A 21,652-nucleotide genomic window follows, 5' to 3' on the forward strand; every position below is an offset into this window, starting at 1 on the left:
TCCGATGGCTGGTCCGTCGACCACCTTCACTGAAATGGTGTCCACCACCCTGCGCAACAGCGCGACGGAAGTGGCGGACAACGTTTCGAAGAACAACGCCTTCCTCAACCGTTTGAAGAAGAAGAACAAGATCCGCAACCTCGACGGCGGCACCGAAATTCAGGTGCAGCTTGAGTACGCGGAAAACAGCACCTACCAGCGCTACGCTGGTCTGGACACGCTGAACACCAACGGCTCGGACGTCGTCACCTCCGCGAAATTCGACTGGGCACAGGTCGCCCTGCATGTCGTGTCGAGCGGCAAGGAACTGCGTATGAACGCCGGCAAGTTCGCGATGATCAACCTGGTGAAGACCAAGAAGAACAACGCGCTCAAGACCGCCGCCAACAACTTCTCTGTCGATCTCTATTCGGATGGCTCGCTGTCCAACCAGATCGGCGGCTTGGCCAACATTCTCCAGTCCAACGGTCAGGGCATCGTCGGCGGCATCGACGCCGGCACGTGGACGTTTTGGCGCAACAAGTTCCGCGAGGCCACCGGCACCAACCTTGCCGCGTCGCCTTCGGCGGTCAACGCTGCGACCTTCAAGTCCGACATGAATGCGATGTGGCTCACGCTGAACCGTGGCGCCGACAAGCCGGACCTGATCACGTTCTCGCACGACTTCTATTCGCTCTACGAGACCGGCGAACAGCAGCTTCAGCGGTACATGGATGCCGACATGGCCCAATCGGGTTTCATCGGCCTCAAGTACAAAACCGCCGACGTGATTTTCGACGACAACACGAATTTCACAACGACGGCCGAGAAGGGCTATTTCCTCAACTCCGACTACCTCTACGTCGACCAGCACAAAGAGGCGCAGTGGACGCAGGACGACGAGAAGAAGCCCGTCAACCAGGACGCTGTCGTCATCCCCTTCTACTGGATGGGCAATCTCGTCTGCTCGAACCGCTCGCTTCAGGGCGTGCTGTTCGACGTGGCTTAAGGAGCGAAGAAAATGACCTCTTTTGTCGGTATCGACGTCACCCAGACGTACAGCGCCGCGCAGCTCACCGGAGCGAACTCCGGCAAGGCTCCGAAGGTCGGCGACCTTTACGAATCGTATGACAGCAAGTCGTATCGCTTCGTGAAGTACAACCAGGGCGCTGGCGCGATTGCCGCCGTCGCCAACAACGTCGTGGGCTTCTACGCTCCCGGCGGCACCTCCACCGGCGTCTGGAATGAAGTCACGTCGGATGTTTCGGATACTGCCGCGAACGGCGCCGGTGTTCTCGCTGGCGCGCCAGGCAATGGCGAGTATGGCTGGATCCAGGTCAAGGGGCCGGCCACGCTCAACACCGCTCTGGTGTCCGGCGCGTCCGGTCAGGCTCTTGCCCTGTCCGTCACGACCGATGGCACGCTGAAGGTTGCTGCCGCTGTCACCGAAACCGTCTGCGCCTACTGCATCCTGGCCTCGGCCAAGATCATCATGTGCGCATTCCCGCACTGAGCATGACGGGCGGGGTGAAAAGCCTCGCCCGCTTCCTCATACCATGGAGAAAAACCATGCCCGACGAAATCGCATCGATCGACACGGCATCGTTGTCGCTTGAACCTGTCCCGGTCGTCCCGGAAGGCGATGCTTTTGCCCGCTTCCGTATGCATTGGCGCGGCGGTGAACACCGACTGGCGGCCGAACTCATCCGAGCCGGCGAGTTCGCCGAAGACGAGGTCGCGGCCTTGCTCGGCGAGTTCCCCGACCTTCTCGAAATTCTCAACAGCTAAGGGGCGCTGCCCCGCCAGGAGCGAACAAGATGGCCGAAAACGAAACCCCGATGATCCGCGTGATTGGCTTCAAGACCAGTTACGAAAAGCTGCCGGTCAAAGGCGACCCGGTGACGGAGAAATGCGACCTCAAGGGCTACAAGCTCGACGCCAGCGTCCGGCGCATTCTTGAGCTTCAGCCCGAGGATTGGGTGACCTATTCGCCATCGCACTCGCCGCTCAACACGCGCACGACCGACCGCGTTCGCCATCTCATTCCCGACCCGTCGCTGATGGGCGAGGACCAGGACGGCGAAAAGCTCCGTTTCATGACGGCGCGCTGGATGCAGATCGAGCCGGCTTATGAGGCCTTCAAGAACGGGCGCGAAATCCCGATCAACGGCACGGCGCTTGCCGCATGGTCCGGCGTCACGCCCGATCAGGCGGAAGTGCTGCGCACGGCCGGCATTCGCACGGTTGAGGAAGTCCGCGACCTCACCGACGGCAACCTTGACCGCGTGCGGCTCCCGAACATGCGCGATCTGCGCAAGCAGGCCGGCCTGTTCCTTGCCAACTCGGACGCTGCGAAGGCCGCCGAGCGCGAGGCCGCGAAGGATGCGACGATTGCCGAGCTGGTCGAGCGCCAGGCGGCGATGGAAGCGATGATCGAGGAACTGACCAAGCCGAAGGGCAAGGCCAAGGAAGCCGCCTAATGACCATTCTCGACGTGGTCAAAGGCGCCGCGACAGTGCTCGGCATGGACGTGCCGACGCTAGTCTATGGCGCGACCGGTCGAGAGATGGTCGAGATGCAGGAACTGGCCAACGTCATGGCCCTGGAAATCGCCAGGGCGCATGACTGGCAAAAGCTGCTGATCCCGATGACGTTCACCGGTAACGGCGTGTCGGATGCGTTCGACATGCCGTCCGACTATCGCCGGATGCAGAAAACATCGTCGCTGTGGTCGTCGCGTTGGCTGTGGGCTACCACACACCTTACCAGCACCGACGAATGGCTTGAGCTTCAGGTGACACCGATCGCCACGGTGAACGGCTACTGGATCATCTTCGGCGACCAGTTCCACATCTGGCCCGTGATGGCGGCATCCGAAACGGTCCGGTTCTTCTATGTGTCGAACTTGCTTGTTGCGGCCGGCGACGCTTCGAAAAAGGCGCAGTTCAGCGAGGATGCCGACAGCTTCCGACTTTCAGAGGATCTGCTGAAGAAGGCGATCATCTACCGTTGGAAAGAGAACAAGGGCTTGGCCTACGAGCAGGCGCTCGACGACTATCAGGACCAGCTCCTGCGCTGCATGGACGATGACGCCGGCTCCAAGCCGGTTGTCTCGGGCCGGGCGCCCGCCAGTTGGCGCGGCAAAGGCACCGCATGGCCTGGCACGGTCACAGGTGCAGCGTGAGGTACGAACGCTTTCCCGGCCGCCGCAAGGCCGTCCCAGCCCCCGCGCGGGCCGTGGCGCAGCCCTACACCTTTGGCGCGCCGGTCGGCGGCTGGGTCACCAACAAGAGCCTGGTGAAGTCCCAGCCGTTCACCGCGCAGACCCTTGAAAACTTCCTCCCGACCTCGACCGGCATCATCATGCGCGGCGGGTCGGTCAAGCGCGCTACAATTTCAGCCAACCCTGTGGAAAGCCTCATCACCTACAATGCCGGCGGCACCAAGAAGATTTGGGCCTGCGACATCAATTCCATCCGCGATGTTACCTCGCCGGCCGATCCGATCACGCCGCCGGCTGCTTCCGTGTCCGGCCAGACATCGGGGTACTATTCCTATGTGAATTTCACCACGTCGGGCGGCTCGTTTGTCGTCGCGGTCAACGGCACCGATTTTCTGCAGCTCTACAGCACGACGTTCGATTGGACGGCGGTCAATGGCCTGCCGACGTACCGACTCAATTTCGACGCGCAAACGGTCAACTTCATCACCGGCCAGGTCGTTACCGGCGGCACCAGCGGCGCGACCGCGACTGTGGTCAAGAACGTCGACAACGGTACGACTGGTTCGCTGATGATCCAAACGATTACCGGCACGTTCGTCGACAACGAAACTATCACCGGGGCGGGCGGTGGATCAGCGCTGGCGAACATTCCCGGCGGCGTGGTCCAGGTTTCGGCCGCAATCACCGGCGTCGCGACTTCGGCCTTGTCTCATGTCTGGCTCTACAGGAATCGACTGTTCTTCATCGAGGGCGGCACCATGCGCGCCCGCTACCTCAACGTTGACAGCGTCACCGGCGCGCTTGGCTCGCTCAACCTTTCCGGCATCTTCCAGCGCGGCGGCTCACTGCTGTTCGGCGCCACGTGGTCGCTCGATGCCGGCGATGGCATTGACGACAAGTGCGTGTTCGTCACTACGGAGGGCGAAGCCGCGATTTTCGAAGGCAGCAACCCTGCCGGCTCGACACAGGCCGAATGGAACCTTGTCGGCCGCTATGACCTCACGGCCCCGATGGGCAAGCGCGGCACGATGCGCGCGGGCGGCGATTTGATCGTGGCGACCAAGGAAGGCCTGGTTCCGATCTCGGCCGCCATCAACAAGGATGCAGCGGCCCTGTCGCTGGCTGCGGTCTCGCGCAACATCGAGCCGGATTGGAAGCGAGAGGCCGCAGCGCGCATCTCCCTGCCTTGGGAAATCATCAAATGGCCCGATATGAATTACGCCATCGTCTCGCTGCCGGTCACGGCGGCCGGGCAAGACGCATGGTCGTTCGTCGTCAACCTCGAAACCGGTGCATGGTGCAAGTTCGTCGGCTGGGCCACGCGCTGCCTCGAACTGCATGACAGCCGCCTGTTCTTCGGCACCAATGACGGCGTGGTCTTCGAAGCCGAGATCAACGGCAACGATAACGGACTGCCGATCTACTACACCTATGTCGGCAACCCCGATCACATGAAGACGCTTGGCCGGTTGAAGACCGTGCACCAGGCGCGCCCGACGTTTCTCAGTTCAACGCCGTTCACGCCGAAAATCTCGTTTTCCGTCAACTACCGCGTCGAACTGCCGACGGCGCCCGATGCTGCCGACGGCGGCACTGCCGACCTGTGGGATTCGGGACTGTGGGACGTCGCGAAGTGGGACCAGGCTGCACCGGAGGCGACAGTCAGCGGCGGCCAGTGGATTTCGATCGGCAAGACCGGCTACGTGATGCAGCCGCAGTTGCAAGTCACCGGGTTCCTCAACCAGCGCCCCGACGTCGAGTATGTGCAGCTCGACGCGACCTTTGAAACTGGCGGGGTGGTCGTGTGAGCTATGCCATCGCCATCGAGAAATTCAGCGAGGCCTGGCCCGAACTCGAGCCGCTTTGCCGGACCCACTATGGCGAGATGCAGGCGCGCATGGCGGCGGAGGGTATGCGGATCGGCGACTTCAAGCCGCGCGTGAACGTCTACGCCAGCGCACCGCATTTGCTCTGCTTCGTGGTCAGGACGGAAGGCGAGGCGATCGGCTACGCCTTTATCTGGTTCACCGAAGACATGCACAATTCCGAACTGATCGGGATGGAAGACACGATCTATATCCGCCCCGACCATAGGAACGGCATCGGCCGCCGCTTCACAAAGCATATCCTGGCCGAACTCAAAGCGCGCGGGTGTCAGCGAGCGCACGTCACCATCGCAACTGACCTCCGCGTCGCCAAGATGTGTGAGCGCGTCGGGTTCAAGCGGTCGGCAATCGCAATGACATATTTCCTGCAGGAGCCCTGAAATGTGCGCACCTTCCGCCCCGGAACCGCCGGACCCGAAAGAGACTTCTGCCGCGTCGACCTCGACGAACGTAGGCACCGCGATTGCCAATGCGAACCTTGGCAACGTCAATCAGGTCACGCCGAACGGCAACCTGAGCTATTCGCAATCCGGCTCCTACAAGTGGAATGACCCCTACACGGGCAAATCCTACGACATCCCGACCTACACCGCGACACAGACCCTGTCGGACGCCGGGCAAGCGATCCAGGGCCAGACGGACCAGGCCAAGCTGAACCTGAGCAAGCTGGCCAACTCGCAATCCGCCTTCCTGAACGACTTCCTTGCCAAGCCGGTCGACCTGTCGAACGACGCCACCGAAGCCAGGTTGATGGATCTCGGCATGAAGCGGCTTCAGCCGGCACTCGATGCTCGCCGGCAGGCCAATGAGGCGGACCTGATCAACCGCGGCATTCGCCCCGGCTCGGACAACTATGCGCAGGCGCAGAACATCGAGAACCAGGGCGAGAACGACGCCTATAACTCGCTGCTGCTCTCCGGTCGCGGTCAGGCGGTGCAGGAGGCCTTGGCGCAGAACTCGGCACCGATCAACAACCTGACGGCGCTGCTGTCGGGCTCACAGGTCAGCCAGCCGAATTTCGTCAACGCGAACATGCCGACCATTCCGACCACCGACACGGCGGGACTGATAAACACCAACTACAACCAGCAGCTCCAGAAGTGGCAGCAGGACGCGAGCAGCAGCAGCGATCTGATGGGCGGTCTTTTCGGTCTGGGCGCGAACCTGATCAAGTTTTCGGATCGCCGGCTGAAGAAGAACATCCGAGCGATCGGCACCTTCGCGAACGGACTGACGAAGTACGTGTTCGAATATCTCTGGGGCGGTGGTGAACAAGTCGGTGTCATGGCTGACGAGGTGCGAGCCTATCGGCCCTATGCCGTGTCGACCGTCAACGGCTTCGATGCCGTCGACTATGGGAGGGCCTTCGCATGACCGCACAACCGGGTTTCATCTTCGGCGGGGACACTGGCGTCCAGACGCCGGAAGAACTCGCGCGCCTTCGCGCCATCGCCGACGCCTTGCGCGGGCCTGTGGCGCCGAAGACTGTCGGGCAGGGCCTTTCCGCCATCGGCGAGGCTCTGGGCTATCGCCTGGCCAACGGCAGGGCCAACAAAGCGGAAGCAGACTGGCGCAAGGGCGGCGACACCGTGTTTTCGGCGCTGTTCGGCTCAGGCGCTGCCGGGTCGACGCCGGCCGCTGCTGGCGGGGCTCCCTCGGTCGATAGCGGAAGCGTTGCCGCGACCAGCCAAGGCGGCGCAGCCGGCCCGGCGCCGGACCTGTCTGGCAACGATATCTATTCAGGCTTCATGGACACGGTGAAGAGCAAGGTCACCAATCCCAATGGCCTCGCCGCCGTCGCATCGACGGCAAACGCTGAAAGCCGGTTTAACCCGAAGAACGCCTTCGGCTCGTGGTCCGACCCGAGCGAAAGTGGTCAGGCAGGCACGGCCGGCGGCATCCTGTCGTGGCGGGGTCCGCGTTTTGAGGCTATGCGGCAGTTCGCTGCCAAGAACGGCGGCGATGCCAGCAATCCGTCGCCGCAACTTCAGGCCCAATTTTTCCTTCAGGAAGACCCGACGCTGATCGACCGGTTGAACGCGGCGAAATCGCCGACCGAAGCCCAGCAGATCATGAACAACGCTTGGAAGTTCGCCGGGTACGATCGACCAGGCGGCGAGGCGGCGCGGCGCATTGCGCAGGCCAATTCGTTTGTTTCACGGTTCAGCGATTCCACCTCGGACCCGGTGAAGGTGGCGAGCCTGGACCCGGCCGCTGGGATGGCACCAGCAGCCGGCAGCGCCGTCGCCAACGCTCTTGTAGCCCCTGCCGCCTCCGGAGCGCAGCAGACGCGAGCGCAAGCCCTGTCGGGAGCTCCTGTGCCCACTCCAGCGCCGCGCGATGCGCAATCTCCGCGTGCCGCTGACGGTGGCGGTGCGCCGATGCTTGGCGCCAACCCGACGCCTGGGGCAATCCGCAAAGGACCGGACGGCAAAACCTATCAGTATGTCGAAACGAAAGGCATGGCGGGCGCGACCGGTGATTTCGGGTGGATTCCGGTCAACACGGGGGCGGCGCCGGCCGCCCAGACTGGTGGCGTTCAGGTCGCCGGAGGTGGCCCGACCGTGCAGCAGCTCATGCAGGCGGCGACCGATCCTCGGTTGAGCCCTGAACAGCGCGGCGTCGTCAGCATGCTTCTGAAGAAGAAGATGGACGAGGCCGACCCGGCCACGCAAATGGAGATGGAAAAGAACCGGCTCGAAATGGAAAAGACCCGGATCGAGACCGAACGCCTTCAAAATCCGCAGATGACGCCGGCCGAAAAGGCCCGCCTCGATTTCGATGAGCGAAAGCTTCAGGCCGACCAGGACAAGCTGGTGGAAGTCGGCGGGTCGCTTGTCGATCCCAAGACGCATCAGGCCGTCTATACCGGCCAGCAGACCGATTGGGAGAAGCTGGACGACAACACGCTCTACAACAAGCGCACGGGGGAATCGAAGGCCATTGGGGGCGGCGGTCCCGATGCCGGCAAGTTCCGGTTCAAGGGCAATTCTGTGGAGGCACAGTCCCTCAATGGTCTTATGGAGACTGGGGATCTGACCGAAGAGCAGGCCCAGCAGCTCGGCGCCGGCAAGACGATTACCGGTCCGAATGGTGAAATGCTGTTCCTCACCCCGCAAGGTGTATTCGGGCAGGCCGGCAAGGATGCTCCTGCTGTGCCCGTAGCGCCACGCTCAGCGCCGCCGGCTCTCGCCGCTCCGCAAACGGCTCCCGCGCCACAGCCAGCCCCGCCGGCCGTTGCTCCCGTCCCTGTGCCCCAGTCGGCGCCAGCACCAACGCCTGCCGCGCCGGCGAGCCCGCGCGCGGCAAACCCGGCGCCGGGGCAGAACACCGGCATCATGCCGCTGACGGGGCCGAAGACGAAGCCGCCGAATGAGCAGCAGCAGCGCGACAGCAAGCTGTATTCCGTCGTTGCGCCTGAACTGGCTATTGTCGAGAAGAACTTTGACGCCTTGTCCAATACGAGGGATCAGGCTCTGTCGGCCATCCCGCATGGTTCCGACTATGGCGCGGACTATTTGAAATCGACCGATTACCAGCGGGCCTCGAACTCGCTGAAGACCATTATCGCGTCCTACCTCTACAGCGTGTCCGGCGCTACGGCGGCGCCCGCCGAAGTCGAGAACCAAGCCAGTATTCTGACGCCGAAGCCGGGTGAGGCCCAGGCATCGGTGGATGACAAGAAGGCGCGCGTCCGCGCCATGGTTGAAGCGATCAAGAACGGCGGTGCTGCGGCGGCATCTCCGTCCGGCAACGGCGGCACCACCAGCAACGGCCTCAATTGGAGCATCGAACCCTGATGGCAACGCTCAACATCCAGGGCCAAAAGGTCAAGGTCGACGACGCTTTTCTGTCGATGTCGCCCGAGCAGCAGAACGCGGCGGTTGAAGAGATTGCGAAGTCTCTGCCGGCTGCACCGGGCGCTGACGCAGCGGCGGCCGACGAACGCGCGAAGGCTGGAATTGCCAAGGCCCAGCAGATCATTGACAGCGGCGGCCTGAAGCCTGACGGCGGGCACAACGTGCCCGACTACCACCCGCCCGGCTTTGATATGGGCGCTGGCGGCACGTTCCTGACTTCGACCGGTGAAGGCATTCCAATCGTCGGCCCGCTAATCGACAAAGGTCTGGCAGCAGCAGCGGCCGGCATCGGCTCTGCGATCAGCGGCGAACCGTATTCCAAGGTTCAAGGCGACATGACGCAAATGCAAGAGACCAGCCGCGCCGCCCATCCTATCGCCCGTACTGCGGGCAACGTGACCGGTGCTGTCGCTGGCACATTGCCGGCGATGATGGCGGCGCCGGAAGCGTTCGGCATCGGCGTTGCGTCGAAGCCTCTGGCATATGCCGCCAGCATCGGTTCAGGTGGGGCTATCAACACGGCTGATTCCGCTGTTCGTTCGGGCGGCGACTTGCACGAGACACTGAAGGGCGGTGGTCTTGGCCTACTCACCGGCGCCGTGTCCCCGATCGTCGCACCCCTCATCGGCAAGGGCGTCAAGGCTATCGCTGACAAGTTGCAAATCAGCGCAGTTGCGCGTGCGCTTGGGCTCGACAAGAGCGCAGTGAAGGTCTTGGCCGATGCCGCTCGCCAGGATGCCATTGACCCCGCCGCCCTGCCAAATCTCGGCAACGACGGCATGTTGATGGATCTTGGCCCGAACATGCGCCATACGGCAGGCGCTATCGCCGCAACCCCTGGAGAGGGCAAGGCCATCGTGCGCGGCGCGATCGGTGCGCGCGACGCAGATGCAAACTGGCGCATCCGGTCGGCGCTGAACGAGACGCTTGGTGAGGCGCCAACCCCGTCCAGCATGATTGATCGCGCAACGCAGAACCAGCAGCGCCTGGCGCCTGAGTATCGAGAGGCGTTGCGGGACGCTGGCCCAGTCGACACGCTGCCTATTGCCCGGTACCTCGAGACTGAGGCCCAGACCTTGCGTGGTGAGCCGCAGCGCGCGGTGCAGCGCGTTCGTGCCATGCTCGACCACCAGCCGACGCCGGCCGATATTGCGCGTGCACGCGCCAACGGTGAGCCGCCTCCTGGCACGTCGCTTGTCACCGATGCAGCCGAATTGCTGAACACCCGCCACGCAATTGACGACATGCTTGAAACCACGCAGGGGACAAACGCTGGAAACGCGCTTCAGACCGCGCGCCAGGCCGTTGACGACGAGCTGCGCGCATCTGTCCCCGGCATCAAGGAAGTTGACGCAAAATATGCCGAACTGGCCCGGCAAAAAGATGCCGTGCAGCGTGGCCAGACGGTGCTTGCCAGCGGGAGGGAAGCGCCGCGTCCCGATGAACTCGCCGCTGAAGTCCAACAGGGGGCTCTGCCGCGAGGGCTTCAGATTGGCCCGTCAGCCGTGCCACTTCGCCTACGCGAAGGCGCGCGGGCGGAGATAGAGCGCATCGTTGGCACCAAGGCGAACGACCGCGTGGCATTGCAGGAAATCATCAAGGGTGAAGGCGACTGGAACCGCGCTCGCCTGTCGACCCTGTGGGGCAAGGAAAAGACGGACCAGGTGCTTGATCTGCTCGACCGCGAGCGCCTGTTTGCAGATACCTCAAACATCGTAATCCGCAATTCCGAGACTGCCGCTCGCGTTGCCGCCCGTGAGGCGATCGACCCGGGCTCAAGTTCCCGTTTTGGCGTGCGCGAAGGTTTCATTGCGGGCGGCGCTCGGGGAGCAGCTCGCGCGGCCGGCACCAGGGCGGTGGAAAGCGTGATCGACGCACTCAGCAATGGCGGAAATGAAAAAGCCGTGGCCGACATGGCGAGCGCGCTGACAGGGGGATCTCAACAGAGCGCTGTGCTCGATGCCCTGATGAAGATCGGTCGCGGCACGCCGCTGCTTCAATCAAAGGTCGATCGAGTGGCGCGTGCTTTGCTCCTGGGCGGTGGAACCTCTGCTAGCCGCCCTTGAGCGACGTTCCTTGCTGTCCTCATAGTACCAGATAAGCAGGATCATCACCGCACCAGCCATGAAGCCTAGCACCATCCCCATCATGAAACGTGGTTCAAGCCCGCTTAGGAACCAATCGGCGCCCTGACGGAGGGCGTACAGGACGGCAATGGTGATCACCGCTGCGATTAGCTGAAGGGTTGTGGTTCGCGACATAGGCGCGGAACATAATGGTAAATCGGTCACGGGAAAAGGGCAGGGCAGTCGGGTCGAGACGTGATCCAGGACATGAAGCGTGAGCTTGATGATCTACGAAGGAAGGCTCCCGGCCGGCTGATGATGTGTGCGACCGTGACTACTCAGCAATCATCCTCTATATTATCCTTCATGACCGCTATCGCCGCTACCCAAGATTTTGGGGACGTTATCCGACACATGCTGTGGAAGCCTGCAGCTACGTTGCGCGCGCCCGTGTCTGCGTTCGAGGAAGATGGCGTACAGTTTCGGGCTGAATCTTTGACCCAAATTGCCAAATTGGAAGCAGACCTGGACGCTTGGATCCTTGATGGGGTTACGGTGAAGCGCAATCTCTGGGATGGTTTCCGAGCAGGCGAGGAGTCTCAGGTCGGGGCCCAGATTATTGGCACCTTCATTGAAGCCTACGAGACCAATGCCCTTGCGGAAGCCAAAGATATTGCTCGCATGCAGAAATCCTTCCAGCGCGATCAAAAGGCGGCTGGCCGCATTTCTACGACCGCCGCGCGGGTGCTGAAAGAAGTCGATGAGCAGCTACTAGCCTATTTGCAAAGAGCCGTCGCCGCGCGTCTGGATTACGCACTTTTTATGCGAGCGCATAGATCTGAGTTGGACCCGGCTTCGCGAGGCGGGCCGACTTTTGACGACCCTTCCGAACTTGAGAAATACCTTCTGGCAGTCGCCGCCGAATGAGAATAACGGTCGAGCGGACGTTTGAGCAGGGGCTTAAGCGTCTGCCTCCTGACCGGCAACGCGCCGTCGTGAGAGCTCTTCAGAAATTCATGACCGAACCGGCGTTGCCCAGCCTGGATTTCCGCTCGCTTGTCGGCGCGCCCGGGTACTACATCATCGACCCGCACAAGGGCGATCGGATTATCCTACGCAAGGACGCTGAAGACCTATATGCCGTGGTCGATGTCGGTCCGCACGACAACATCTATCGGCGTTGGAACCGCTGACTGCCCGCAACCAACCCCTCCGCCGCTCGTTGACCTATGCTGGTTGATCCCAGCTACTCCAGAACTTGGCCCGCTGTTCTCCCTCAGAGCAGCGGGCCAAGTTCAGTACGGCAGATCGGCGTACTCGTAGACCGAAATCCCCCCCGCTGATGTCATCCGTGACTTCCAGGATGTAGTTTCCCGATCGGTGAAGCGCCACCACCCTTCCGGTGGCCTGCTCAACTGCTCTGAAAGAGGTGGGCGCCTCAGCGTGATATTCTGCGATCACCCGCCCCGCCAAGACTTCCTTGATTTGATAAGCCACGGCCGCCTCAACCGTATTCGAATCATCCATTAGGCAATCCTAACGTATCCGAAAGCGCAGGCTGGCTCTAATCTTAGGCTGCTGGGTCGATTCCCCGGCCACTCCCACGACTCTGCCCGCTGGCTTCGCTGGCGGGCTTTTTCTTTTCCGCCGTGCTATAGTACCCGCAATGAGGCGGGGGCGTCGCGTGCGGGTCTTTCTTCTTGCACTGGTCGTGCTGCTGTTTATGGCTTCCGGCTTTTGGCTGGCGGTCGAACTGGTGATTGCTGGCGCCTAACCTTTGATGCTCGGCGCGGGCGGCATGTCTGTAAGAGGCTCGTGGTCAGGTTGCTCGTGCCACATGACTTGGCGAAAATCTCTCATGTCGACCTGCTGGCCACAAATGGCGCATGTGTAGAAGTGGTCGTGACCGTTCTCCGGGGCTGGCTCGTGCGGCTTGCCGGGAATAGGAGGCCCAAGGTCGGATAGCTTGGTCATTTCTTACCAAGGTTCTTGGCTTCCCGCTCCAGCGTAGCCCGGTCGTTCCCGTGCTTCTCGATCAGTTGGCGCACCTGCTGAGGCGTGATCCCGGTCTTCTGAGCGAAATATTCAACCTCGTAGTCTTCGCTCGATGAGACGCGGTCGCGCTCCCGGAAGTCTTTTTTGCTCTTGTCGTCGGCCATTGTCGTTTCCTCCACTGCGATCGGTGCCAACGTTGACAAGCCGGCTTCGTTGCATGGCGCATGAATTTCCAGATTCGGAACCATTTTAGCTTATGCTTATTGAATCGCGGTTCCGCGAGTTCTGTGCATGCGTTTGAAGTTCATCGAGCCATTGATGCCGACCTTGGTTGAGAAGCCTCCCGAGGCCGAGGGCTGGATTCACGAAGTCAAGTTCGACGGCTATAGGTCGCAGATCATCAAGGACAAGGACGGCGTGCGGATCTTCACGCGCCGCGGGCTGGACTGGACGGCCAAATACCGAGACCTCGCCAAGGCGGCCGGCGACCTCGATGTCGATGGCGCCATCATAGACGGCGAGATCATCGTGTTGAACGACGCCGGGCTTTCCGACTTCGGGGCGCTCCGCAAAGCGATCACCCGCCGGCAGCACGAGCTGTATTTCGTCGCCTTCGATCTCCTGCATATCAACGGCCACGATATTCGCGACATGCCGCTTGAGGACCGGCGCGAGATCCTTTCTGAGATGATCCCCGAGAGACAGCGCATCCAATTCAGCCAGGCGCTACCGGGCGAGGCGCGCGCCATCTTCCATCTGATCGACCAGGCGGGCATGGAAGGGATGGTCTCGAAGCGAAAGGACAGTAAATATCGGAGCGGTCCATCTACGAACTGGCTCAAGGCCAAATGCTATACGGTTGAGGAATACGAGCTGCTTGGCGTCGAACGAGAGCCCGGTAAACCGGCATTTGCGCTTATGGCCGATCGTAAGACGGGGCAGTATGTGGGCTCGGCATTCATCAACTCCAGTCGGGCCATCCGCGAGCGGTTGTGGAAGCGGGTGCAGGAGCATGCCGGACCGGCGCCCAAGGGGATGAAGCGTCCGGCGACCCAATGGGTCAAGCCGGGCATCATCGGGCGCGTGAAGCACCTGCGAGGCGAGGAGGATTTACGGCATGCCTCGCTGCAAGATTTCCGGGAACTGGAGTAGAGGTATCAGCGTCGTGCGGACAAAGCCCCCCGAAGCTTCACGCCTGCGCCCTGCGGCGCTTCGAAAGCGCCTGCCACAATTCGCTTTCCTCGGTGAAGCCATCTTCGAAAGCTTCCATGACTTCGCGGGCTAGCTGGTCCCTCTGCTCTTTGTCCTTGAGAGCTAGGCGACGCTCCTGGCATAGCTGGTCGAACACCTTCTGGAGAAGGTTGAGGTCGTCGGACGTGAACATGCTGATGTATTGTGAGAAAGCCATGACGCTATCCTCCCATGGTTGGCGAAAGCACCTGAGTTGACTTTCAAGCGTCCGGTTGCCTCGTTGGAGCGGACGACAGTTCACCCTACGCTCTTGTTGATGGCATAGCGAATCATATTCAGGCACTGCCTCGGCGACGGCGGCCCAATGGAAGGAACCTAACAGCAGTCCTGAAATTATGGCTGCATGAGCACGCGCGGTATCAATTTCCTGCACCAGTGGATCCAGAACAACGTCCCGGAAAACGCGAAGGCCGATGCGGTCTCAATCCACGACATCACTCATAAGCTGTTTGCCGACGCCAAGGCGGTCGGCATCCGGCGCGACGAGATCGACGATGAGGTGGATAGCCTATACCGCACATTGGTCGACTGGATAGTGCACTCCCACGACGCTGGATTGGTGGACTGAGCCCTCACAAATACCGCTCGCCATCAGCGCGATGCTCGAAACAGAACCAATGCGGCTCTTGGCGAGGCCGGGCAAAGCCGAAGCCTCCGTGCTTCACACAGCCCGGGTTCTCACACATGTGGCCGAGTACTCTGGCGCGCTCTCGCGGCGCCGGCGTCATGCCGTCAGCGAGCTTGGCTGGTTCATCACTCATGCATAATAGATTCCATAAGACGGCTTGACGGGCAAGGAATTTGTTCCTTATTCGTTCTCATGGCGCACGATCCGATAGACACGCTGGGAAAGGCGACCCGGCACAACATGCTTGTGAAGGCTGAATGCAGCTGCGGCAATGTTCGCTACTGCCGGTCTGCCGATTTGATGATGGTCTATGGCGGCGGCGTCGATCCGCTGAAGCTGAAGTTCGACTGCAGCCGGTGCAAGCCCCAGGTGAAGATTACGCTGCTCGAAGTCCATCCCGAGCACCTTCCCAAGAAACTGATGATTCACAAGCCGATGAAGGTCGGCGACAAAATCACCTGGTACACTGAGCGGTTTCGTGGCTAGCGATCGGCTTATCGTGCGGCTCGCATATCAGCGCGGTTGGCAGGTCGTCGACGGCAGCACGATCCTCACAACCTCGGAGACAAAGGAAGCGGCGTTTCAGCACCTGGTTGCCAGCGGCGCGCGCGTGCGGCTGGATTGGGAGCTAACCCTCATCGCCGGGCAGTCGAAAACATGTGACTTCTCCGCTACTTTCCAGAGCGACAATGCCGGGCGCATCATGAAGCAGTTTCACGGACCGTCAGCCGGCCGATGGTCCTGGTTCAGCGGTTCGTCCAGCGGGAGCGTCGAGACGAAGGAAGAGGGGGTGTTCGAGGTCGAACGTGCCTATACCCGTCGTGTCGCGGGAGCCGATCTGCCGCGATAGGACACTCCACTGTGTTCCAAGTTTCCGGCCCGACGAAGGATGGCCTGCAGATCCGCGCGCGACATGTCGGCGATGCGATCGGCTGCGCATTCAAGCTCTTCAGCGATAGATAGAGTTTCATTCCGAGAGGCTCGCGGAATTTCGTTTTTCGCGCAAGTGGGACGCAACTTTATTGGTAAGGGACTCGTAGGAACATATGGCTGCCTTGTTGTGTCCCTCATGCCGGGCGGCTGGCTCGCTGAGATTTCCGTGGGGTATTTTCAGCGAGCCTAGGAAGGGAGGCGAATCCCTGCGACATCTGCCAGAAGCGCCAGAGCAGGACGCTGAGGCGGTGTAGGGCGGCGGAAACGAACAACGTGCGCTGGCGGCTCCGTCAGTTGGTCTTGTTGGGCAGTACCAATGGCTCAACGGGAGAGGGGTTGCTCGGCGCCATCTGGTTCTGGATGTTTGGAGCACCCTTGAATTCGCTGTGCGAGGCTGGAGGGTTGATCGCGTCGAACCACTGGGGACTCTCCAGATACGACTTGAGAGGCTTCAGGGAATCGGTGGCGATGGCTTTGACCGTGGTCTGGTCGACCGTGTATCCAGCTTTGCGCATTGCGTCTTGGATGTTCGAAGCAAAAACATCTGTATCAGGTGCCTTTTCCTGCACCTGGGCAAGCGCGATCTGGGCATTCGATAGATTCGTCTGAAGGTCGGCAATCTTCCGATCACGTTCCTTTATCTGGAGCTTTGCCCCCCATACGTCGAGGACAATATCGCTCCACTTGAACATGGTGATAAAAACAATTCCCGCAAACAGAAGCGCGAAGGCGAATTTCCCGACCTCCGTGTGCTTATGATATTTCCACGCTGGTAGAGCCCACGAGACGACACCCACCACAAAGGCCGCCGAGGTCATCGCCAGAATAGCGTTCGGATTCATTTTGCCCCCAAAGTATCCCAAAGAGTGAAATCGTAGCTCAGGCTCCTTTGCGCACGCAAGCCGGCTCCCCAGTGCTGCGCTCTATTGGCAAGTTGGGCGTCTTCCAACTTGCCCAGAGGGAGTGCTTGACGATTTCAGCGAACAGGGAACCGAGGCTAAGGCAGCGGGCACCGGATGAGCAGAACACCTGCCGGCGAGCGGATTTCCAATGCCCAGCGTCCCTCCGGAAACGAGATGTGATGCTGCATCAGGCTCACGAGCATACCGGCGCAAACCGGCTTGGCTTCCTTCTTCAGGATATCAAGGGCCACATAGACACGTCGTTTCGCGGTTGAGAAGCTGCAAGGTCCGCTAGCCGCCTTCGATGCAGCACAAACAAGCGCGGCGCTGCCAGCACTGTCGGCATGGGCAATTGACGATGCAGGCAGCAGCGATGCCGCAACGAGTACAGCCAGCTGCATCGTGGTCCATAGCTCTCTAGCCACCACTATCGATTCCGTCACCTTTTTTCAGCCTCACGCCAGCGCCGCCGCCATTCTCGGGGATAAACTCGACGCCAGCCGATTCGAGAGCCGACCGCATCTTGTCGACGCTGCTGACGCGGGCATCCTGTCCTGCCTCAAACCGGTTCACAGTGTTGCCGCCGACGCCTGCCGCTTTAGCAAGGTCGAGAGTGCTCCAATTGAGGGCTGCACGCCCCATACGACATTGAACTGGCTTCATATGGTGTTTTTATCACCAAATGTTATTGACAGCAAATCGGGTATGGTATTATCGTTAATGGTGTAAATATCACCATTAAGGAGCAAGCCAGTGCCGAACACCCCCATTCCGGCGGCCGCCGAAGGCGTGCCCAGTTATCCCCAGAAAGCGCATTGGACCGCCTTCTTTCGTAAACTGCCGATGCCCTGGTCTCGGCGTGCGGGAAACGAACCCGCCAAGCCAAGTGAACCAGTGGAGAGTTTCATGAACCAGCATGTCGATCGCCGTGCTCTTCTCGCTTCGTCTGCGTCGGCCACCGCTGCCTTGGCGGCAGCGGGCTCTGCGGCGGGTAGCCAGGCAGCGGCAAATGATCTGCCCGTTGGCGAGGCCATTGCAATGGCACCTTCTGCGGAGGTCCAAATTCCACGGGAGCAACTGCTCCTAGCATATTCGGAATGGCTCCATTTTGAGCGCCAGATGCTAATGCGCGACATGTTCCCGGGTCACGACATGCATGAGATGATGCGATATGTGCCAGCCAACACCCGGGCAGGCACGTTCCATTTCCCGTTGCGCAACGATCCGCACAGCCTCACATGGGAGACAATGCCTTCGCCGGCGACACGAGCGCTTCCAGTAATGACTGCTGCTGGCGTGGATCTGTACGATGGCGAGTATCATTGGCCGGAGAGCCAGCCGTCAAAGCTGGTGGCGCTCGAAGCCGCCTTTAATGTCGAATGGAACAAACTCCGGGCACTGGAGCCCGAACACGGCGCCGCTGAAAGGCGTTATTTTGACCAGCGGGCGAAGCTGGTGAAGCCAGAGATGCGGGAGACGACGCAAGAGGAAATTGAGGCGGTCAAGAAGATGACGATTGCCGAGCTTCGCGACTCGCCGCTCTCCGGCGCTGCGCAGGAATATGCAGAGGCCCTGCGCGCGTACAACAAGGCCGAATGGGCAATCCGCAAAGCTACGGGCTTCACCAAGATCGACCGCGCGTACCAGCGCCAGCACGACCGTGTTTCTCGTGCCGCCAACGCCGTCCTGCGTCACCCCGGCGGTTCCCTCGATGACCTTGCCGTTAAGGTGCGTGTGCATCGCACCTGGGAGTTTGACGGCAGCGATTTCGATTACATCATGGACGACATCGCTCGTGTTGCCCGGAAACGGGGCTTGGCTGTCAGTTAAGCGGGACTCATAAGCGGCAACTTGCTGGCCCGCTGCCTCACGGTGGCGGGCTTTTGCTTAGCGGTTGATGATGAGAGAGAACAGGGCACGAACAGCCTGCTACCATTTTGCTACCGAACGCGGTAGCACAAGCCGGGAAAGGGCGGGACAAAATAGGCTGTTTGACCGCTGAACGCCTTAGAAACGGGGATTGCAAGGTACGTAGCGGGACGCGGAGGGACGCCAGTAAGCGAATTTCAAGACCGGTGCCTTAAACCGCTCGGCCATCCCTCCGGTGACTGCCGGCCACTGCTCTAGTGTGCCCGGCAAAGGCCTGTCAACCGGCTTGCGTGAAGCGGCGCTTCTCCAAGCCCCGGGACAGGACAAGCCGCGTCACAATCTTGCCCGGTTCCGGCCACAATCGGTTAATACCGTGATAAACAATTCCTGCGCACAAAGGATCGGGGTCCGAGACGTCGTTGGCATTGTCGAGTGAGCGCGTGGCTCTCTGATGGTCGGACACGATGTTGTTGGTCGAGACTTTAGGGGGCAATCAAGAATGCAGGCTGTGACGCACCCGCGTCTTCGTCGCGTTGCCACGGTTGCGTTGCTTGCGGCGTCGGCTGCATTGCTTGCCGCTTGCGCGTCGCAGCCCGAGCCGAAGGGCATGGTCTACAAGAAGACCCGCTCCAAGGAATATTTCGCCGAGACCGAATATGGGGTGAAGGCCAGTCCGCGCGCTGCCTTCATGCGGCGCGGCGGCGGCCGCGACCAGCTCGGCAAGCCGTATCAGGTGCGCGGCAAGTGGTATTATCCCAAGGAAGAGAAGCGCTACGCCAAGGTCGGCCTGGCTTCGTGGTATGGCGACGCCTTCCATGGCCGGCTGACCGCCAACGGCGAAGTCTACGACACGGCGCAACTAACGGCGGCGCATCCGACGATGCCGCTGCCCAGCTATGCCCGCGTCACCAACCTCGAAACCGGCAGTTCGGTCATCGTGCGCGTCAATGACCGCGGCCCATACCATGAGGGCCGCATCATCGACGTCTCGGAGCGTGCCGCGCAGATGCTCGACTACGACAAGGTCGGCACCGCGAAGGTGAAGGTCGAATATGTCGGCCGCGCGCCGCTCGACGGCAATGACGATCAGTACCTGATGGCCTCTTACCATCCCGGCAACCGCATACCGGATCCATCGGATGGCCTGCCGACCGGCGTCATGGTGGCCATGAACGGACCGTCGCCGAGCCTTCCGGTGGGTTCTGCCGCCGTGCCGTTTCCAGGTCAGCTGACCGATGCCGCGATCCCGGTCCAGGCGCAGATGTCCGCGCAGTCGCCGGCCTTCGGCGATCTGGCGCTGCCCGATTTCGGACCGATCGTGCCGGAACGTCCCGAGATCGGCTTGCCGCCGCAATCGCCGTTCGCCATGGCCTCGCTGTCCTATGCGGATGAACGCGTCCATCGCGCGGATGTCTTTGCTGCGCTGGACGACAGCGGCATGTCACCCGCAGACATCCTGCGGTCCTGGAAAAAGACCGATCGCCAAGCGACGCCGTCCAGCTCCGACTATGTCGCCGCCGGCACGTTCGACGATGCCACCGAGGCCAAACGTGTGGCCTCGGCGCTAAAGTCCTTCGGCAGAATAGAAATCCAGCGCTCCGATCTCGACGGCAATGACTGGTATGCGGTCAACCTCTATCCGGACGGCCATGGCGACCTGGACGAGTTGCTGAAGGCGGCATGGTCCCACGGCGCGCCCGACGCGCTGGTCGTGCGCGACTGATCCGAGAGCCGGCGTGCCGCCGGCAGTTGATCCCTCGCCGAAAAAGCCCGATAGTTTCGGCACGCCGGAGGGGCCGGCCAACGGGTCGCTTTTCATGCAATTTCGCTTGCTACAGCCTTTCGCCGGGTTTGTTCTCCTTGGCCTGCTGCTTATGCTTTCGCCGGCCCAAGCGCAGCTTTTCGAAACCAAGGCCGCACAGGCCTTCATGATCGATGCCGACACCGGCACGGTGCTGTTTTCGAAAGATGCCGACAAACCCATTCCGCCGGCCTCGATGGCCAAGCTGATGACGATGGAAGTGGTTTTCAACGCCCTCAAGTCCGGGCGCCTGAAACTCGACGATACGTTCGTGGTCAGCGAGAACGCCTGGCGCAAAGGTGGCGCGCCGTCGGGGACCTCGACGATGTTCGCCAAGCTCAAATCGGCGATCCGGCTCGAGGACCTGATCCAGGGGGTGACCGTGCAGGCCGCGAATGACGGCTGCATCGTCATCGCCGAAGGCATGGCCGGGTCGGAGGATAATTTTGCCGAAGAGATGACCGAACGCGCGCGCCAGATCGGCCTCAAGACTTCGACTTTCGTCAATTCGACCGGCCTGCCGGCCGATGGCCAGCAGACAAATGTGCGCGAACTGGCGCAGCTCGCGCTCCATCTGCGGCGCGAATACCCCGATTTCTATCGCTACTATGGCCTGAAGGATTTCACCTGGAACAAGATCTCGCAGAGGAACCGCAACCCGCTGCTGGCGATGGACATCGGCGCCGACGGCCTGGCTGTCGGCGCAAGCGAGACATCCGGCTTCGGCATCGTCGCTTCGGTCAGCCACGACGGCAAGCGGGTGATCGCTGCAATGAGCGGGCTGGTCAATGACAAGGAGCGTGCCGAAGAGGCGCGCAAACTGCTCGATTGGGGCGTTCGTTCGTTCGAGAAGACCGAGATTTTCGCCAAGGACGAGGTGGTCGGAGAGGCCCAGGTCTTTGGCGGTGCGAAATCCGGTGTGACGCTGAAGGCAAAGGGTCCGATCGACATCTTCCTGCCGATCACCAACCGCGACAAGCTGACGGCGAGAATCGTCTACACCGGGCCGGTCGCCGCTCCGGTGGAGGAGGGGCAACCGGTGGGCGCCCTGCGCGTCTGGATCGGTGACACGCTGAGCCAGGAGACACCGTTGTTCGCCGCCGAAACGATCGGCGTCGGCACGTTGCCGCAACGCGCGCTCGATGCCGTCAAGGAACTGGCTATCGGCTGGCTTCGATAACACCGACGGCATGGACGTTTTCCCGAACGCGGACTATCTAGAGCGCAACAATCCACTCGAACACGAACAAAGGCCCTCG

24 protein-coding genes are annotated in these 21,652 nt (G+C 61.3%); 19 read left to right on the forward strand and 5 right to left on the reverse strand.

The features are described 5' to 3' along the window. Nucleotides 1-4: 4 nt before the first annotated feature. From EN824_RS07370 to EN824_RS35120, 12 genes are all read left to right on the forward strand, one after another. Nucleotides 5-988, forward strand: coding sequence for a phage major capsid protein (locus tag EN824_RS07370; RefSeq protein WP_135932046.1), 984 nt, complete (start codon nucleotides 5-7; stop codon nucleotides 986-988). 12 nt (nucleotides 989-1,000) lie between these two features. Beyond that, nucleotides 1,001-1,492 carry a hypothetical protein gene (locus EN824_RS07375; protein WP_135918194.1) on the forward strand — a complete coding sequence of 164 codons (492 nt, stop codon included), beginning with the start codon at nucleotides 1,001-1,003 and terminating at the stop codon, nucleotides 1,490-1,492. A 56-nt stretch (nucleotides 1,493-1,548) separates the two neighbouring features. Then, nucleotides 1,549-1,767, forward strand: a complete 219-nt coding sequence (locus tag EN824_RS07380) for a hypothetical protein (protein ID WP_135918195.1) — start codon at nucleotides 1,549-1,551, stop codon at nucleotides 1,765-1,767. A 29-nt stretch (nucleotides 1,768-1,796) separates the two neighbouring features. Further along, complete coding sequence (locus tag EN824_RS07385) at nucleotides 1,797-2,459, forward strand: hypothetical protein (RefSeq protein ID WP_135932047.1); 663 nt, start codon at nucleotides 1,797-1,799, stop codon at nucleotides 2,457-2,459. Continuing rightward, nucleotides 2,459-3,163, forward strand: a complete 705-nt coding sequence (locus EN824_RS07390) for a hypothetical protein (protein WP_135932048.1) — start codon at nucleotides 2,459-2,461, stop codon at nucleotides 3,161-3,163. The genes EN824_RS07385 and EN824_RS07390 overlap by 1 nt, the downstream gene beginning before the upstream one ends. Then, the gene (locus EN824_RS07395) at nucleotides 3,160-5,010 is read left to right on the forward strand and encodes a hypothetical protein (protein ID WP_135932049.1); all 1,851 of its coding nucleotides are present in this window, start codon (nucleotides 3,160-3,162) and stop codon (nucleotides 5,008-5,010) included. Before EN824_RS07390 ends, EN824_RS07395 begins: the two co-directional genes overlap by 4 nt. Continuing rightward, nucleotides 5,007-5,468, forward strand: a complete 462-nt coding sequence (locus tag EN824_RS07400) for a GNAT family N-acetyltransferase (RefSeq protein WP_135918199.1) — start codon at nucleotides 5,007-5,009, stop codon at nucleotides 5,466-5,468. The genes EN824_RS07395 and EN824_RS07400 overlap by 4 nt, the downstream gene beginning before the upstream one ends. A 1-nt stretch (nucleotide 5,469) precedes the next feature. Continuing rightward, nucleotides 5,470-6,462, forward strand: coding sequence for a tail fiber domain-containing protein (locus EN824_RS07405; RefSeq protein ID WP_135932050.1), 993 nt, complete (start codon nucleotides 5,470-5,472; stop codon nucleotides 6,460-6,462). A gap of 374 nt (nucleotides 6,463-6,836) precedes the next feature. After that, on the forward strand, nucleotides 6,837-8,888 hold the full coding sequence (locus EN824_RS07410) for a phage tail tip lysozyme (protein ID WP_189522131.1): 2,052 nt from the start codon (nucleotides 6,837-6,839) through the stop codon (nucleotides 8,886-8,888). Further along, the gene (locus tag EN824_RS07415; RefSeq protein ID WP_135932052.1) at nucleotides 8,888-11,014 is read left to right on the forward strand and encodes a hypothetical protein; all 2,127 of its coding nucleotides are present in this window, start codon (nucleotides 8,888-8,890) and stop codon (nucleotides 11,012-11,014) included. The genes EN824_RS07410 and EN824_RS07415 overlap by 1 nt, the downstream gene beginning before the upstream one ends. 255 nt (nucleotides 11,015-11,269) lie before the next feature. Further along, entirely contained in the window at nucleotides 11,270-11,941 is a 672-nt protein-coding gene (locus tag EN824_RS07420; protein ID WP_135932053.1) for a hypothetical protein, read from the forward strand. Nucleotides 11,942-12,030: 89 nt separating this feature from the next. Then, nucleotides 12,031-12,207, forward strand: a complete 177-nt coding sequence (locus EN824_RS35120; RefSeq protein WP_189522132.1) for a hypothetical protein — start codon at nucleotides 12,031-12,033, stop codon at nucleotides 12,205-12,207. Nucleotides 12,208-12,241: 34 nt separating this feature from the next. Here the strand turns inward: EN824_RS35120 and EN824_RS07425 are convergent, their stop codons facing one another. Then, nucleotides 12,242-12,541 carry a hypothetical protein gene (locus EN824_RS07425; RefSeq protein ID WP_135932054.1) on the reverse strand — a complete coding sequence of 100 codons (300 nt, stop codon included), beginning with the start codon at nucleotides 12,539-12,541 and terminating at the stop codon, nucleotides 12,242-12,244. Between the two features lie 443 nt (nucleotides 12,542-12,984). After that, nucleotides 12,985-13,173, reverse strand: a complete 189-nt coding sequence (locus EN824_RS07435) for a DUF3606 domain-containing protein (protein WP_135932056.1) — start codon at nucleotides 13,171-13,173, stop codon at nucleotides 12,985-12,987. Nucleotides 13,174-13,300: 127 nt separating this feature from the next. On the opposite strand from EN824_RS07435, the gene EN824_RS07440 reads away from it, so the two are divergent. Continuing rightward, nucleotides 13,301-14,161 carry an ATP-dependent DNA ligase gene (locus EN824_RS07440; RefSeq protein WP_135932057.1) on the forward strand — a complete coding sequence of 287 codons (861 nt, stop codon included), beginning with the start codon at nucleotides 13,301-13,303 and terminating at the stop codon, nucleotides 14,159-14,161. Nucleotides 14,162-14,198: 37 nt separating this feature from the next. Here EN824_RS07440 and EN824_RS35125 read toward each other — a convergent pair whose 3' ends face one another. Continuing rightward, the gene (locus tag EN824_RS35125) at nucleotides 14,199-14,417 is read right to left on the reverse strand and encodes an RNA-binding protein (RefSeq protein ID WP_189522133.1); all 219 of its coding nucleotides are present in this window, start codon (nucleotides 14,415-14,417) and stop codon (nucleotides 14,199-14,201) included. A gap of 186 nt (nucleotides 14,418-14,603) precedes the next feature. Here EN824_RS35125 and EN824_RS07450 point away from each other — a divergent pair, with 186 nt between their 5' ends. The 3 genes from EN824_RS07450 to EN824_RS07465 all read left to right on the forward strand — a co-directional run bounded on the left by EN824_RS07450 (nucleotide 14,604) and on the right by EN824_RS07465 (nucleotide 15,738). Next, on the forward strand, nucleotides 14,604-14,828 hold the full coding sequence (locus EN824_RS07450) for a DUF768 domain-containing protein (RefSeq protein ID WP_135932058.1): 225 nt from the start codon (nucleotides 14,604-14,606) through the stop codon (nucleotides 14,826-14,828). Nucleotides 14,829-15,080: 252 nt separating this feature from the next. Beyond that, entirely contained in the window at nucleotides 15,081-15,374 is a 294-nt protein-coding gene (locus tag EN824_RS07460) for a hypothetical protein (RefSeq protein WP_135932060.1), read from the forward strand. Next, nucleotides 15,367-15,738, forward strand: coding sequence for a hypothetical protein (locus EN824_RS07465; RefSeq protein ID WP_135932061.1), 372 nt, complete (start codon nucleotides 15,367-15,369; stop codon nucleotides 15,736-15,738). Before EN824_RS07460 ends, EN824_RS07465 begins: the two co-directional genes overlap by 8 nt. 373 nt (nucleotides 15,739-16,111) lie before the next feature. Here EN824_RS07465 and EN824_RS07475 read toward each other — a convergent pair whose 3' ends face one another. Both EN824_RS07475 and EN824_RS07480 read right to left on the reverse strand, forming a co-directional pair. Beyond that, nucleotides 16,112-16,663 carry a hypothetical protein gene (locus EN824_RS07475; protein ID WP_135932063.1) on the reverse strand — a complete coding sequence of 184 codons (552 nt, stop codon included), beginning with the start codon at nucleotides 16,661-16,663 and terminating at the stop codon, nucleotides 16,112-16,114. Nucleotides 16,664-16,818: 155 nt separating this feature from the next. After that, on the reverse strand, nucleotides 16,819-17,166 hold the full coding sequence (locus EN824_RS07480; RefSeq protein WP_145972943.1) for a hypothetical protein: 348 nt from the start codon (nucleotides 17,164-17,166) through the stop codon (nucleotides 16,819-16,821). Between the two features lie 463 nt (nucleotides 17,167-17,629). Between EN824_RS07480 and EN824_RS07490 the strand changes: the two genes are divergently transcribed. From EN824_RS07490 to EN824_RS07500, 3 genes are all read left to right on the forward strand, one after another. After that, nucleotides 17,630-18,553, forward strand: a complete 924-nt coding sequence (locus EN824_RS07490) for a hypothetical protein (RefSeq protein ID WP_135932065.1) — start codon at nucleotides 17,630-17,632, stop codon at nucleotides 18,551-18,553. 538 nt (nucleotides 18,554-19,091) lie between these two features. Continuing rightward, on the forward strand, nucleotides 19,092-20,315 hold the full coding sequence (locus EN824_RS07495) for a septal ring lytic transglycosylase RlpA family protein (RefSeq protein ID WP_127277302.1): 1,224 nt from the start codon (nucleotides 19,092-19,094) through the stop codon (nucleotides 20,313-20,315). A 94-nt stretch (nucleotides 20,316-20,409) separates the two neighbouring features. Beyond that, nucleotides 20,410-21,573, forward strand: a complete 1,164-nt coding sequence (locus tag EN824_RS07500) for a D-alanyl-D-alanine carboxypeptidase family protein (protein WP_189343670.1) — start codon at nucleotides 20,410-20,412, stop codon at nucleotides 21,571-21,573. Nucleotides 21,574-21,652 lie beyond the last annotated feature (79 nt).

This window comes from Mesorhizobium sp. M8A.F.Ca.ET.181.01.1.1, from assembly GCF_004792025.1.
GTDB lineage: Bacteria > Pseudomonadota > Alphaproteobacteria > Rhizobiales > Rhizobiaceae > Mesorhizobium.

What these genes read in the sequence shown, in the direction of transcription:
- EN824_RS07370 (WP_135932046.1), top strand. Translation starts at nt 5, where the DNA reads ATGGCTGGTCCGTCGACCACCTTCACTGAAATGGTGTCCACCACCCTG.
- EN824_RS07375 (WP_135918194.1), top strand. Translation starts at nt 1,001, where the DNA reads ATGACCTCTTTTGTCGGTATCGACGTCACCCAGACGTACAGCGCCGCG.
- EN824_RS07380 (WP_135918195.1), top strand. Translation starts at nt 1,549, where the DNA reads ATGCCCGACGAAATCGCATCGATCGACACGGCATCGTTGTCGCTTGAA.
- EN824_RS07385 (WP_135932047.1), top strand. Translation starts at nt 1,797, where the DNA reads ATGGCCGAAAACGAAACCCCGATGATCCGCGTGATTGGCTTCAAGACC.
- EN824_RS07390 (WP_135932048.1), top strand. Translation starts at nt 2,459, where the DNA reads ATGACCATTCTCGACGTGGTCAAAGGCGCCGCGACAGTGCTCGGCATG.
- EN824_RS07405 (WP_135932050.1), top strand. Translation starts at nt 5,470, where the DNA reads ATGTGCGCACCTTCCGCCCCGGAACCGCCGGACCCGAAAGAGACTTCT.
- EN824_RS07410 (WP_189522131.1), top strand. Translation starts at nt 6,837, where the DNA reads ATGGACACGGTGAAGAGCAAGGTCACCAATCCCAATGGCCTCGCCGCC.
- EN824_RS07415 (WP_135932052.1), top strand. Translation starts at nt 8,888, where the DNA reads ATGGCAACGCTCAACATCCAGGGCCAAAAGGTCAAGGTCGACGACGCT.
- EN824_RS35120 (WP_189522132.1), top strand. Translation starts at nt 12,031, where the DNA reads ATGACCGAACCGGCGTTGCCCAGCCTGGATTTCCGCTCGCTTGTCGGC.
- EN824_RS07425 (WP_135932054.1), bottom strand. Translation starts at nt 12,541, where the DNA reads ATGGATGATTCGAATACGGTTGAGGCGGCCGTGGCTTATCAAATCAAG.
- EN824_RS07435 (WP_135932056.1), bottom strand. Translation starts at nt 13,173, where the DNA reads ATGGCCGACGACAAGAGCAAAAAAGACTTCCGGGAGCGCGACCGCGTC.
- EN824_RS07440 (WP_135932057.1), top strand. Translation starts at nt 13,301, where the DNA reads ATGCGTTTGAAGTTCATCGAGCCATTGATGCCGACCTTGGTTGAGAAG.
- EN824_RS35125 (WP_189522133.1), bottom strand. Translation starts at nt 14,417, where the DNA reads ATGGCTTTCTCACAATACATCAGCATGTTCACGTCCGACGACCTCAAC.
- EN824_RS07450 (WP_135932058.1), top strand. Translation starts at nt 14,604, where the DNA reads ATGAGCACGCGCGGTATCAATTTCCTGCACCAGTGGATCCAGAACAAC.
- EN824_RS07460 (WP_135932060.1), top strand. Translation starts at nt 15,081, where the DNA reads ATGGCGCACGATCCGATAGACACGCTGGGAAAGGCGACCCGGCACAAC.
- EN824_RS07475 (WP_135932063.1), bottom strand. Translation starts at nt 16,663, where the DNA reads ATGAATCCGAACGCTATTCTGGCGATGACCTCGGCGGCCTTTGTGGTG.
- EN824_RS07490 (WP_135932065.1), top strand. Translation starts at nt 17,630, where the DNA reads ATGAACCAGCATGTCGATCGCCGTGCTCTTCTCGCTTCGTCTGCGTCG.
- EN824_RS07495 (WP_127277302.1), top strand. Translation starts at nt 19,092, where the DNA reads ATGCAGGCTGTGACGCACCCGCGTCTTCGTCGCGTTGCCACGGTTGCG.
- EN824_RS07500 (WP_189343670.1), top strand. Translation starts at nt 20,410, where the DNA reads ATGCAATTTCGCTTGCTACAGCCTTTCGCCGGGTTTGTTCTCCTTGGC.